Below are 13,731 nucleotides of genomic sequence, written 5' to 3' on the forward strand. Positions count from 1 at the left end.
AGATGCGTACCCTTCGCCAGATCGCGGTTTTGTCCGGTATCACCTTCGCACTCGCGGCGGCGTCCGTGTCCGCGCACGCCGAAAAGATTTCCATCATGGTCGGCGGCGCCACCAAGATCATCTATCTGCCCGCGAAGCTGACCGAGCAGCTCGGCTACTTCAAGGACGAAGGGCTCGACGTCGAAATTCTCTCGCAACCCGCAGGCGTGGATGCCGAGAACGAGTTGCTCGCGGGCGCGGTGCAAGGCGTCGTCGGCTTCTACGATCACACCATCGACCTGCAAAGCAAGGGCAAGGAAGTGCAGGCGCTCGTGATCTTCGGTCAGGTGCCGGGCGAAGTCGAAATGGTCTCGACGAAGCAGGCCGACAAGATCAAGAGCATGGCCGACGTCAAAGGCAAGACGCTCGGCGTGACGGGCCTCGGTTCGTCGACGAGCTTTCTCACGCAGTACCTGGCGCAACGCTCCGGCGTGACGTCGAAGGAATACACGCTGCTGCCGGTGGGCGCGGATGCGAGCTTCATCGCGGCGATCAAGCAGGAGCGCATCGACGCGGGCATGACCACCGAGCCGACCGTCTCGCAACTGCTCAAGACGGGCGACGCCAAGGTGCTCGTCGATATGCGCACGCTCGAAGGCACGCGCGCCGCGCTCGGCGGCACGTATCCGGCATCGAGCTTCTACGTGCAGCGCGCGTGGGCCGAATCGCACAAGACCGAAGCCGCGAAGCTCTCGCACGCATTCGCGAAGACGCTCAACTTCATCGCGACGCATAGCGCCGAAGAGATCACCGAGAAGATGCCGAAGGACTATTACGCGAAGAACAAGGACCTGTACGTGGCCGCGCTGAAGGCCTCGCTGCCGATGTTCACGAAGGACGGCAAGATGCCCGCCGATGGTCCCGACACCGTACTGAAGGTGCTCTCCGCATTCAATCCTTCGGTGAAGGGCAAGCATATCGATCTCGCGCGCACGTATTCGAACGACTACGTGGCCGCCACGGCGACGGCGTCCAAGTGAGGCTTCAATGATGAATCAATCCACTCAACCCGCAATCGAGCTGCGCCACGTCTCATGCCGCTTCATCTCGCCGGACGGCAAGGCGACGGTCGCATTGCGCGACTTCAGCATGTCCGTGGCGAAGGGCGAGTTCGTTGCTATCGTCGGTCCGACGGGCTGCGGCAAATCGACGACGCTCAGCATGATCACGGGCCTGCTCAAGCCGACGACGGGCGAAGTGCGCGTGATGGGCCAGCCGGTCGACGGCATTGACCCGCGCATCGGCTTCGTCTTTCAGGCGGATGCCGTGTTTCCGTGGCGCTCGGTGCTCGACAACGTCGCGGCAGGCCCCATGTATCGCGGCCGTTCGAAGTCCGCCGCCTACGACGAAGCCAACGAATGGCTGCGCCGCGTCGGCCTCGACAAGTTCGGCAAGCACTATCCGCATCAGCTCTCGGGCGGCATGCGAAAGCGTGTCGCGCTCGCGCAGACGTTCATCAACAAGCCCGAAATCCTGTTGATGGACGAGCCCTTCTCCGCGCTCGACATGCAAACACGCACGCTGATGCAGGATGAACTGCTGCAACTGTGGTCGGCCAATGCGGGATCGGTCGTGTTCGTCACGCATGATCTCGAGGAAGCAATTGCGCTCGCGGATCGCGTGTTCGTGCTGACCGCGCGCCCCGCGACGCTCAAGAAGGTCTACGAGATCGATTTGCCGCGTCCCCGCATCACGTCGGAAATCCGCTATCACCCGCATTTCATCGAGATTTCGCGCGATATCTGGCACGACCTGCGCGAAGAAGTGCAGATCGGTTGAACCTGAGCCAAAGGAACATCACTATGTCCACGCCTCAACAAGCGATGCCCGCGGGCATCGACCCGACCGCGCTCGCGCAGGTCGAACGTGAAGCGCAGAAGCGCATCAAGCAGCGCCACGCGCTCGTGATCGGACTGCGCATTGCGGTGCTCGTCCTCGTGCTCGGCGGCTGGGAGCTGTCCGCGCGTCTGCACTGGATCGATCCGTTCTTCTTCTCGATGCCGTCCGCGATCTTCGAACAGATCGTCGAATGGTTCGTCGAGGGCACCTCGCAAGGCCCGCTGCTCACGCAGGTCTGGGTCACGCTCGAAGAGACGATCCTCGGCTTCCTGATCGGTTCGGTGGGCGGCATCTTCTGCGGCATCGTGCTCGGTCGCAACAAGCTGCTGTCCGACGTGTTCAGCCTCTACATCAAGATCGCCAATTCGATTCCGCGCGTCGTGCTCGGCTCGGTGTTCGTGATCGCGCTCGGTCTCGGCATGGCGTCGAAGGTCGCGCTCGCGGTCGTGATGGTGTTCTTCGTCGTCTTTGCGAATGCGTTTCAGGGCGTGCGTGAGGCGGATCGCTACATGATCGCGAATGCGCAGATTCTCGGCGCGTCGCGGCGGCAGGTGACGACCTCGGTGGTGATTCCGTCGGCGCTGTCGTGGATTCTCGCGAGCCTGCACGTTAGCTTCGGCTTTGCGCTGGTCGGCGCGGTGGTCGGCGAGTTTCTCGGCTCGAAACAGGGCATCGGCCTCTTGATCTCCACGGCGCAAGGCGCGTTCAATGCGAGCGGCGTGTTCGCGGCGATGATCGTGCTGGCCGTGGTCGCGCTTGCGGCGGACTATCTGCTCACGGCGGTCGAGCATCGCTTGCTGAAGTGGCGGCCCACGGTGAGTTGATCGCTCGTTCATGCGCTCAAGGAAAAACCCCACGCGGCTGCGTGGGGTTTTTTTATAGCCGACGCAAACTTACTCGTTATGCCCGACCTTTGTGAGCGATATTGCATTGTTGGTGTCGCATATTTTTTAACGCAGTCGATGCGGTCGCAAATCGGTCGCTATTCGCCCCTTCTCTTCGATTCACTAACGCGATTTGTCTGGCCGTTCCAAACGCGATTCATTCCGTTTTCACGACGAAAAAGAAAGTGTCGCTAACGTCCATCAAAGGGTTGACGGCGACTGAATCAAATCCCTAAAATTGACAGTCTTCAACGATTGGGCGAACGCCTTGGACACCAGCAGTAGTCGACCTTCAAATCAGATTTCCGCCTGAGCGACTGACGTCCGCGCCTTTTCAACGCCGCCGTTTGTCACCCAGGCAAGCGGTGCGCGCAGCAGTACTTTCCAGTTACTTCCACGTGCACCTTATTCGCGCCAGATTGCGCAGCGCGTTCGCGCATGCGCCGGTCTGGCTTCGCCGCCGTTTTGCTTGCGGCCGTGCTTACGCGCGCCTTTCGTCAGGCTCGTGTACGCGGTAAGCGCATGCGGGACGGCGCTTGACCGTGTTCTTCCGGAACATCGAACAGGAGCCGCCATGAGCGACAGTGACAGTTGTCCCTTAAGCCGCACGACCCTTTTGAATCCGGGTCGCGGGGACACTTCGGCCAAGTAGCCTGACTCAGCTCAGCTCCGCCGGACTGGCCCGCGCCCATGACGCGGCGAGCAGGCAAGCTGCTGCCGCACGGAGCCAGATCATGAACTTCCTTCTTCTTTCGCAACTGCCGCAGCGCGACGCATCACGTGCCCACTACGAAGCGATGCTCGCGCTCGATGTCCGCCAGTCGGTGCTGGTCCGTTTCCTGCGCCACTTGAAAGTCCTTTTTTCCTGAAACAACAAGCGTGTCTCGGCATGCGCAAGCAGTCATTGCGTGCGGATGCCGAGAGTCGACGTTTGTCCAAAAACATGAGTTGCCACGGGGGCCAACATGTCCACGCCATCCAACGTCTCTCCGCCAGATGTCACTCAACGCGGCGCCGTCCTCGACGACGCCCACATCGGCGACATTCGCGGCGCGTTCGGCTCGATCGCACATCACGACACCGCACCGCGCGGCACGTGGTGGGCGCGTCTGCGCACGCTGCTCGCCATTCTCGGACCGGGCCTCATCGTCATGGTCGGGGACAATGACGCCGGTGCATTCGGCACCTACACGCAAGCGGGCCAGAACTACGGCACGACGCTGCTCTGGACCATGCTGCTGCTCGTGCCCGTGCTCTACGTCAACCAGGAAATGGTGCTGCGTCTCGGCGCGGTGACGGGCGTGGGCCATGCGCGACTGATCTTCGAGCGCTTCGGCAAGTTCTGGGGTGCGTTCAGCGTGATCGATCTCTTCCTGCTCAACGCGCTCACCATCGTCACTGAATTCATCGGCATCACGTTCGTGCTCGACTTCTTCGGGATACCCCGGATCGCGGGCGTCTGCATCGCGGCCGCGCTGACGATGGCCGCCGTGAGTACCGGCGACTTCCGGCGCTTCGAGCGCTTCGCGGTGGGGCTTTGCGTGCTGAGCCTCGTGCTCGTGCCGGTGCTCGTCGCGATCCATCCGCCGGTCTCGCAGATGACGCGCGATCTCGTCGTGCCGAACTGGCCCGCTCATGCAAAGCTGTCGGACGTGATGCTGCTCGTGATCGGCATCGTCGGCACGACGGTCGCGCCGTGGCAACTGTTCTTCCAGCAGAGCTATGTGATCGACAAGCGCATCACGCCGCGCTTCATGAAGTACGAGAAAGTGGACTTGTGGATCGGCATCGCGTTCGTGCTGATCGGCGCAGTCGCCATGATGAGCTTCACCGCGGCGCTCTTCGCGGGCCATCCGGAAGCCGGCAACTTCACCGACGCGGGCGGCGTCATTGCGGGCCTCGGTAAGTACGTGGGCCGCACCAGCGCGACGCTGTTCGCGGTTGCGCTGCTCGATGCGAGCATCATCGGCGCGGCGGCCGTCTCCTTATCGACCGCCTACGCAATCGGCGACGTCTTCAAGATCCGCCACTCGCTGCATCGCGGCGTAACGGATGCAAAGGGTTTTTATCTGGTGTACTTCGGCATCGTCGCACTCGCGGCCGCCATCGTGCTGATCCCAGGAAGCCCGCTCGGCCTGTTGACGGAAGCGGTGCAAACATTGGCGGGCGTGCTGCTGCCCAGCGCCACCGTGTTCCTGCTGCTCCTTTGCAACGACAAAGCCGTGCTCGGTCCCTGGGTCAACTCGAAGAAGCTCAACCTGTTCACGGGTTCGGTTATCTGGATGCTCGTGATGCTGTCGATCATTCTCACGGCGTCGGTGATGTATCCCGACATCGCCGGCAAGACGATCATCGACGTACTGGTCGGCGGCACCGCACTCGCGATTGTCGGTTATGCGGCCACGCTACTGTTGCGTCGCGCGAGCCCAGGTAAGCATGTGCCGCACGCGCCGGTCGATCACGCGCAGCGCAACGCATGGCGCATGCCTTCGCTGAATACACTCAAGCCGCAGAAAATGACGCTCGCGACGCGCGTGTGGATGGGCGTCTTGCGCGCTTATCTGGTGATTGCGGTGGGACTCGTGGTTTTCAAAGTGCTGCAGATGACGCTATTGAAGTGAGTCGCGTATTCACGTTGATTCAAAGGGCGGCGCGACTCGACGGACCGCACTGCACCGCCCTTTTTCCGATAGTTAAATAACGCTGATTACTTCGCAGCGAAGACCGACACGCCTCCGTTGACGAACCCATTCGCCGCGCAACCTGGGCATCCCGCTGGCGATGTCGCCGACGAATACGGCACGAAGATCGTCCCGGTCGCCGGATCGATTGCGACGGAGTGCGCGTTGTTGCCCGTGTTCAGCCGCGTCACGACACTGCGCTTCGCCGCATCGACGATGGTCAGCACCGGCGTGCACGGCGATGCGGTCGAACATGCCCCGTTCGTCGACGCGTTGCCCGACGATGTCCAGCGGCTCGCCGCGTTGTAGTACCGGTTGGTCGGCGCATCGTATTCGAGTTGATCGCCGCCGCCCGCATTGAGCGATGCGACGATCGCCCCACTCGTCCGGTCCATGATCTGCAAGAGCAATGGCGCGCCGGTCGTCGCTTCTCTGCATCCCACGGCGATATCCGTTCCCGGTCCGAGCGCGAGTCCGGTGGGATCGCAATTGCCTTCGGCGTACATGGCGACGCCGGCGAGTGCCGTGTAGTTCTGCGTGCCGCCGCTCGGGATGGCGCGAACGGCCGCGCCCGGCAACTTGACCAGTTCGCCATGCGGGTTGGCCGTGCTGCCATCGACATTCACGTAGAAGTTGTCACCCGTCGGGTCGTATCTGCAGGCTTCGAGTCCCGCAGTCGGCTTTCCGGCGTTATCGGTGAAAGTCACTTTCGCGACGATCCGCTGTGTCGCCGTGTCGATGAAAGTGGCGAACGGCGTGGGCTCTTCCGGACTCGAGATCATCAGGATGCCGTGCGTCGGATCGAGACAGCCTTCGTCGGCGCGCACGCCGGTGCTGCTCACGGTGATCTTGCTCTGCACGACGCCCGCTGCGGGATCGACGATCTTCACCGAGTTGACGTCCCCGACATACACGAGATTGCCGACCGTGATCGCCCCGTCCGGACCCGCGGACGAGTTCGGGCCGGGGCCGAGACCCGTGAAAGCGAGGTCGCCGCTTCCCTGTATCGTCTTGAGGAATGCCTTCGAATTGATATCGATCGAATCGAGAGACGCGTTATTGCGATCGGTAAAGACGTAACGCGTGCCGGCGATCGCCCCAATATCGAATGAGAAATTTACACCGGCTTTGATATTCGGCACGGCGATATCCGACAGATAGCGCGGTCCGCTATTGTTGTCGTCGTGACCTCCACACCCCGCGAGCGCGATGACGGCAGTGGCCGCCAGGACTTGTTTCCACCTATACGTTTGCATTGCTTATCCCCTTCAACGGTTGAATAGCCTGCATGCAGCGCGCCTCGCAAGTCACGGACGCCCGCACAGAATACGGACGACGCGACACAAAAGATTGCTATCGTTTTCACCGGCATGTGAGCGCGCCTGGCTTAAGCAAGCCATAAGGCTGGACGGCCGATACTTCCGCGTTGCGTTTGGAGTGAGTTGTCAGAATTGCGTGACATTCCTGTTCTGCGCAGGCGGCGAGCGCACGTCGGTTTCATGCACAAACGCGATCATTCGCATATCTAAGTGTCGCAGGTTATCTAACATCGATTGGGATGAAAACTGACTGCAATGCGTGTGTAAGCTTTCCGTCCAGATTCACGATAAAAAATCGATGTGCTATCCAGCGCACACATGGCGCCTCCTTCTCCGCGCCTCAGGTCCGGATTCTGCGCACCGCGATTGACTCTCTCCGGCAGCGTTCGTCTACTCACTCAGCTTGCACTATGTCTACATCCGCCCTACAGACTGCTGCACCAGCAAAACGCGCCACGCCTACGCTTGCGCTCGGCGCCATCGGCGTGGTGTTCGGCGATATCGGCACGAGTCCGCTCTATACGTTGAGGGAATGTCTGAAAGCCGCCGGCGGCGTCAATCCGGCAAACGTTTATGGCATCGTTTCATTAATCTTGTGGTCGATCATCGTCGTGGTCACGCTCAAGTACGTCTGCTTCGTCATGCGCGCGGACAATGACGGCGAAGGCGGCATTCTCGCGCTGACCGCGCTCGCGTCGGGCGTGGCGCCGGTGCGGCTTCGTCGCCTGCTGCTGACACTCGGCGTCTTCGGAGCGGCCATGTTCTATGGCGACTCCATGATCACGCCGGCGATCTCGGTCATCTCCGCAGTCGAAGGCGTAACGTTGGTCGATCCGCATCTGTCGACGTGGATCGTCCCGATCGCACTCGTCATTCTCACGGCGCTCTTCAGGGTTCAAAAGCGTGGTACGGGCGCGGTGGGCAAAGTGTTCGGGCCCATCATGTTGATATGGTTCCTCACACTCGCAGTGACTGGCGTGATGAACATCGCGAGTCGGCCCGGCATTCTGCAGGCGGTGTCTCCGGCGTTTGCGCTCGAGTACCTTGCGCATGCGCCCGGTACTGCCTTCATCGTGCTCGGGTCAGTGTTTCTGGCTCTGACTGGCGGCGAGGCGCTTTATGCGGACATGGGGCATTTCGGCAAGAGGCCTATCCGCTTGTCGTGGCTGTTGCTCGTCTTTCCTGCGCTGGTGCTCAACTATTTCGGTCAGGCGGCTTTGGTGCTGAACAAGCCGTCGGTCATCAGCCAGCCCTTCTTCGAGTCGGTGCCCGCGTGGGCGCTCATTCCTCTCGTTTTGCTGGCAGCGCTCGCCACCGTCATCGCTTCACAGGCTGTCATATCCGGCGCGTTTTCGATGACCAAGCAGGCGGTGCAACTCGGCATGCTTCCACGCATACCCGTCGTTCACACGTCGAGTCATGAAGTGGGTCAGGTCTACGTGCCGTTCATCAATCTCACGCTCTATGTGGCCGTCGTTTTTCTCGTGCTGTTTTTCCGGTCTTCCGACAATCTCGCGGCCGCTTACGGCATTGCCGTCGCGTCCACGATGCTGCTCACGACGCTCCTGATGTACTTCGTCACGCATTGCCTGTGGCGCTGGCGACCACTCGCGACCGTTGCGGTCATCGGTCCGATGGCGCTCGTCGATGCGTTATTCGTGGCGAGCAATGCGAACAAGATCATGGACGGCGGATGGTTTCCCCTTCTGGCAGGCGCCGCGCTTTTCACCGTCATGACGACATGGCACAAGGGACGCGAAACCATCGTCCAGCGAATCAAAAGTGAAAGCCTGGAACTGGCGCCGCTCATCAAGTCGCTCACGGCAGGCGAGCATCCCGTCATGCGTACGCAAGGCACTGCGGTGTTTCCCGGGGGCGTGGCCCGCATGACGCCTACCGCGTTTCTGCACAACCTGAAGCATAACGGCGTGATGCATCGCATCAACATTTTCCTGGCCGGCTCGACTGACAACACGCCGCATGTATCCGACGATGTCAGAGTGAGTGTCGAGAGTCTCGGCCACGGTTGCTATGCCGTGACGGTGCGTCATGGATTCATGGAGATTCCCAACGTCCCGGCCATTCTCGAGCTCGTGGAGAAGCAGATTCCCGACTGGCGATACGATCCCGCCGACGTCTCGTTCTTCCTCGGCAGAGACACGATCGTGGCGACGGGAAAGAGTCACGCGATGCCGTTGTGGCGCGAACGGCTGTTCGCGTTTCTCGTGCGCAACGCGGCGCAGGCGGCCGAATACTACAGCTTGCCGCCTAACCGCGTCGTCGAGATGGGCGGTCAGATCAATCTCTGATCCGAACATGCTCGTGGCATCGCACCACTCGCACCGCTACCTCCGATGCTCAAACATCTCCGATCTTGAACGGCAGTTCAAAGTTGCCTCCGCTGTTGATCAGGCTGATGTACTCGAGATAACGCGACTGCGCCGTGTCTTGCGCGGGAACGTATTTGCCGGGTAACGGAGCCTGCAACTCATTCGGAAGGATATCCGTCATCAATCGGTGATACAGGTCGTTCGCCGCGGGCGACCCACTCCGGTTGTCCAGTTCGAGCCTGCCTCGCTCGGTAGAATAGTCGTAATACTCGAGATCGCTCTTGCCGGTGATGGTCGTCGTCGATGGCGCCCAGTTCGAGTAGGTCCCGAGCTTGCCCTCGTCGGTTCTCACGCCAATGATGTGCGAAGCCGACGAATTGAAGTTGTACACCTCGGGCACGATTTCATCGGACGCGAAGACCACATAAGGCCGGCCCGGCGCGCTTGCACTCTTCAGCATCGGAAGCATGTCGTGGCGACAGCCATACATCTGGGCATAGTCCCCGGTCATCCAGCTTCGCGAGCCGCCGTTGGCGATGCTGGCCAGCATCGGCAGGATGTCGACGGACGAGGTCAGTCCGCTCCGAACGACATGGAGATCGTCGTTGTATTGCCCGGTCGGATCGACGACGATAAGCGGAACGTTGAACGCCTCCTCGTAGCACGTCCCGGTTTTGCCCGAGATCAAGCCGTGGGCGCCTGCATAATCGCCGTGGTCCGCGGTCAGCACGATGATCGTCTTCTTCGCGACGGCAGGCGGCAATGAGTCGACGACCTGGCCGATCTTCGAATCGACGATGGACATGATCTGCGTGTAGGAATCGAGGCCCCGTTTCCAGTAGTGGAAAGGCGCCTTGGCGACTCCCTTGGTCACCGAAGGCGGCGGCAAGTTCGGATTGAGCGGATAAGCCGAGATTTCGTAATCTGTTCCCCGCGTGTCCTGCACCCCGCCCCAGACCGCTTCCTGAAGCGTGCGGTTAAAGGTTTGCATCGGCGGTTTGTTGGCCGCCAGTTGCGCACCGGACTCCCAGTTCGGCGCGGTTGCCGGATACCCATACTGAGGCGGATTGCGCAGCGGATTGAATTCCCAGTTGTACGTCGGTGGTCCTGCGGTGTAGTCGATCCACTGCGAATAACCGTTCGGGTTGTACTTGCTCGAAGCAAAGAGTTCAGTGAAGCGCTTGAACTCCGTGCCCGCAGGAAAGAACTCCTTGTCGTGCGGATTGATGAAGCCGACGGTCAGGCACCACGGCGGATCGGCCGGTCTGCGCCGCTGCAACCACTGCGTTGCCTGATCGGCGATGTTCGTGTCGCTCAGATAGCCTTCTCCCGGGTCTCCGATCGTGCCCTGCAGGTTGCTGCCAGTCGGATCGGGGTAGGTCATGCCCTCGAAGCCGTAGAGCCCAAGCGGTCTGTGCCCTTTATGCACGATCGACAGATGCCATTTCCCGATATACGGCGTGATGTAGCCGAGAGACTGCAGAATCTTGCCGTAAGTCGGGAATTGACGATTCAGCACCGGTTGTATGGAGACCTTGGTGTCGGGTGAATCCAGAATGGTCGTGAGCAGCCAGTTCTGGTGCGTATACAGGCCCGTGATAAGGGCCGCGCGCGCCGGGCTGCATGCCGAGGCTGCGGTGTAGTGGCCGGAAAACTTGACGCCCTTTCGCCAAAGATCGAACGTCCTGGGCATATAGGTCTTGAGAAAATCGCGCGCATCCGAAACGCCTTTCGGAAATACGCGAGGAAAACGCATCTCATCCAGAAGGATGAACAAGATGTTGGGCTTGCCGCCTTGAGCGCTTTGGGCACTCTGGGCGGCCACGTTCGTCGTTGCGATGGCAGCGCCGACGGCCGATGTCTTTTTGATAAAATTGCGCCTATCCATGAATAGCACTCCTTATGAACGTCAGGGTATGTTCTTTGTGGGGTCAGAGCTTGATACGACCAATTCGGCCAGCACCGTTTTTCTAGTTGGCTTAAGGTGTCGAGCCACACACAGGATAGGCGAAACGGCTCCTTGACAATGGAAGAATCCATTTCATGGGATGTCACTGCGACAGCGCGACAGCGGCCAGACGCCAGGCGTAAGGAGAGGAGTCGTCGTCTACGCAGTCACGCGAGTCTTCTTCCGGGGGAGCGGCTTGCGTCATTCGCGCCAATGACCTGCCTGCTCTGGCTGTCTCGCTCAATCGCCTTCCGGCATCTTCGAAGAATGATGACTAGTAATTAGCCACTTATGGCCGTCCCACACATAGGTGAACGTATAACGCGCTTTGACTGTGGAACCGTCGCCGAACTTGAATGTGTAGGTTCCGGCATCGATCGCGGTGTTGCATTCGATCATGATGTCGCGGAAGTCAATGGTGCCGACGGGTTTGCTTTCGAGAAAATGCTTGAAATAGTCCAATTTATCTTCGACCGAGACTCGCGGCTTGTTCGATACTGTTGCCAGCAGAATCGAGCGTAGAGCGTAGTTCGCCACGACCTTCTGTGGATCGCCGGTCTTGAGCGAATCGTTCCATCGATCGAACAGTGCGGCAATCTGCTTCTTCGACGCCGGATGACAAGTTTCGGTCTTCGCCAGAGCGCCACCGCTTGCAACACAAAACACGATGGCAATTGCGAATCGTTTCGGCGGGTGATTCATCATGAAAGCACCTCTCTGGCCGTCGAAGGTGGTCGCGCGAAAGTCGCTCGCCACGGAGTGTCCCGAGACTTTTATAGTTGAAAAATCGCGCAACACCAATAACATTTGCATTGCGTTGCGTGAACGCGTTCCGTCGTACAGCAGCATCGCAAGGCTTGGCCGCTCTTATATCGCTGTGAGAAGTCACTCCCTCCAGACGAATACGCTGAGCGAAGCAACGTTGCGCGATTGCCTTCCAATGGATTGATCATGCGCTTGAGGTTGCATCCAGACCTGCTATAACGAAGTGACGCGATACGCCTCCATTTTTACGAACGTTAGTTCGTACTCCGTCAAACCAATCGCCCGGCCATACCCTACCGGTGCAACGCCGTCGTCCCGATCGAGAGGTATGGCATGAAACGACTTCATTGCGCGCGCCGGGCTGTTGCGATGCTCATCGGCATGGCATCGGTCATGTCGATGAACACCGCGACGCTCGCTCAAGGCATGCCGTCGGGAAACGGCTTCCGCATGGATCCGCCTTTCATTGCGAGTCCCCAACTGAGCAAGAACACCGCGTCGACGGTGCCGGGCGCCTCGGCACTCACTGCGGCCACCGACTGGCCCACCTTCGGCATGGACAGACAGCGTTCCGGCTATAACGCGGTCGAACGCGTGCTCAGCACCGGTAACGTGTCTCAGCTTCGCCTGCATTGGACGACCGATATAGGCGGTCCCATCACCACGCAGCCGACGCTGATCACAGGCGTGCCGATCGACGGCCGGCCAACCGATGTCGTCTACGCGGCCACGTGGTCGGGGCGAATTGTTGCGCTAAATGCCGCGACGGGTGCGATCATCTGGAGCGTTCAGGCGCCCACCGTGCAAACGCGCTGCGGCAACTTCAATCCATCGCAAGGCTTCGTAGGGACGGTGGGTACGCCGACATTGGACCGAAGCACGAACCGCATGTATGTCGTCACGGGCTACGGCTTTCTGCATGCGCTCGACTTGTCGACGGGCGCCGACGTCATGCCGTGGGTCCAGCTGATCGACGCGCAGAGTGCTTCGCCAAAAACGATCGTCTTCGGCAGCCCGACGCTCAACGGCTCCGATATCTATGTCACCACGGCGAGCCCATGCGACGTGCGGCCCTATCACGGTCAGATCGTGCGTGTCTCGACGACGAACGGTGCGATCCTGAACAGGTGGTACACGACGGGCGCGAACGGTCCCGACGGAGGGGGCATCTGGGGACCGGGCGGCGCATCCATCTCTCCGAACGGCCTGTGGATCTACACGGCCACGGGCAACGCGTTTCCGGACGCACAGAACGCGCCTTATGCGGAACATGTGGTGAGGCTCACGAGGAGTCTGACACTCGATGCCGCGAATGCGCCGCCGCTCTCGACCACCATCGACGTGGATTTCGGCGCGACGCCGCTGCTCTTTCAGACCGCATCATGTCATCCGATGCTGGCCGCGATGCAGAAAACCGGCAGGCTTTATATCTATGACCGCAATACACTCGCGGACGGTCCCATCTATTCGTTTCAAATCGGTCGAAGTACACCGGCAGGCAATTTCATCGGCCTGCCCGCATTCGATCCGGTGCTCAATCGAATCTATCTGGGCAATCCGGTCGATTCGAGTTCGGGCATCGTCGGGCACGGTCTCGTTGCGCTGTCCATTCAATCGGACTGCTCGGTTTCAATCGCGTGGAATCTGCCGGTCGGCGTGAATTCGGCGGGGCAGAATCCGTCGATCTCGCCCATCGTTGCCAATGGCGTCGTCTATTACGCCGATGGAGTAGGAAGCGAGGTATTCGCCGTCGATGCACGCAGTGGATTGCAGCTTTGGAGCACTAACAATTTGCCGGCAGCAGACCGCGTGACGGGAGGCATCTTCACATCGCCGACGGTCGTGAATGGACAGCTCTTCGTCGCGGGATTCGACCACAAGATTCACGCGTATGGTTTATAGACGCGGACGATACGTGCATCGCGC

General features: G+C 60.2%; 10 protein-coding genes. 7 read left to right on the top strand and 3 right to left on the bottom strand.

The window, feature by feature from the left end:
- Positions 1–2: 2 nt before the first annotated feature.
- The 5 genes from AWB72_RS24295 to AWB72_RS24310 all read left to right on the top strand — a co-directional run bounded on the left by AWB72_RS24295 (position 3) and on the right by AWB72_RS24310 (position 5,383).
- Positions 3–1,019 carry an ABC transporter substrate-binding protein gene (locus AWB72_RS24295; protein ID WP_040053444.1) on the top strand — a complete coding sequence of 339 codons (1,017 nt, stop codon included), beginning with the start codon at positions 3–5 and terminating at the stop codon, positions 1,017–1,019.
- Between the two features lie 10 nt (positions 1,020–1,029).
- Positions 1,030–1,818 (top strand): ABC transporter ATP-binding protein, encoded by a 789-nt coding sequence (locus AWB72_RS24300; protein ID WP_040053445.1) that lies wholly within the window; start codon positions 1,030–1,032, stop codon positions 1,816–1,818.
- Between the two features lie 23 nt (positions 1,819–1,841).
- Positions 1,842–2,702 carry an ABC transporter permease gene (locus AWB72_RS24305; protein WP_040053446.1) on the top strand — a complete coding sequence of 287 codons (861 nt, stop codon included), beginning with the start codon at positions 1,842–1,844 and terminating at the stop codon, positions 2,700–2,702.
- A 794-nt stretch (positions 2,703–3,496) separates the two neighbouring features.
- Positions 3,497–3,631, top strand: coding sequence for a hypothetical protein (locus AWB72_RS29715; protein ID WP_280174598.1), 135 nt, complete (start codon positions 3,497–3,499; stop codon positions 3,629–3,631).
- A 96-nt stretch (positions 3,632–3,727) separates the two neighbouring features.
- Positions 3,728–5,383 carry an NRAMP family divalent metal transporter gene (locus AWB72_RS24310; RefSeq protein ID WP_040053447.1) on the top strand — a complete coding sequence of 552 codons (1,656 nt, stop codon included), beginning with the start codon at positions 3,728–3,730 and terminating at the stop codon, positions 5,381–5,383.
- A gap of 86 nt (positions 5,384–5,469) precedes the next feature.
- Here the strand turns inward: AWB72_RS24310 and AWB72_RS24315 are convergent, their stop codons facing one another.
- The gene (locus AWB72_RS24315; RefSeq protein ID WP_040053448.1) at positions 5,470–6,699 is read right to left on the bottom strand and encodes a YncE family protein; all 1,230 of its coding nucleotides are present in this window, start codon (positions 6,697–6,699) and stop codon (positions 5,470–5,472) included.
- A gap of 473 nt (positions 6,700–7,172) precedes the next feature.
- Between AWB72_RS24315 and AWB72_RS24320 the strand changes: the two genes are divergently transcribed.
- Entirely contained in the window at positions 7,173–9,071 is a 1,899-nt protein-coding gene (locus AWB72_RS24320; protein WP_052450151.1) for a potassium transporter Kup, read from the top strand.
- Positions 9,072–9,120: 49 nt separating this feature from the next.
- On the opposite strand, the gene AWB72_RS24325 is transcribed toward AWB72_RS24320, so the two are convergent.
- Positions 9,121–10,980: a sulfatase-like hydrolase/transferase gene (locus AWB72_RS24325; protein ID WP_040053449.1), complete on the bottom strand. Its 1,860-nt coding sequence runs from the start codon at positions 10,978–10,980 to the stop codon at positions 9,121–9,123.
- Positions 10,981–11,280: 300 nt separating this feature from the next.
- Positions 11,281–11,742 carry a DUF4440 domain-containing protein gene (locus AWB72_RS24330; protein WP_208863186.1) on the bottom strand — a complete coding sequence of 154 codons (462 nt, stop codon included), beginning with the start codon at positions 11,740–11,742 and terminating at the stop codon, positions 11,281–11,283.
- A gap of 396 nt (positions 11,743–12,138) precedes the next feature.
- On the opposite strand from AWB72_RS24330, the gene AWB72_RS24335 reads away from it, so the two are divergent.
- The gene (locus AWB72_RS24335; RefSeq protein WP_084593141.1) at positions 12,139–13,707 is read left to right on the top strand and encodes an outer membrane protein assembly factor BamB family protein; all 1,569 of its coding nucleotides are present in this window, start codon (positions 12,139–12,141) and stop codon (positions 13,705–13,707) included.
- The last annotated feature ends 24 nt before the right edge of the window (positions 13,708–13,731 follow it).

The organism is Caballeronia concitans (genome assembly GCF_001544615.1).
Lineage (GTDB): Bacteria > Pseudomonadota > Gammaproteobacteria > Burkholderiales > Burkholderiaceae > Caballeronia > Caballeronia concitans.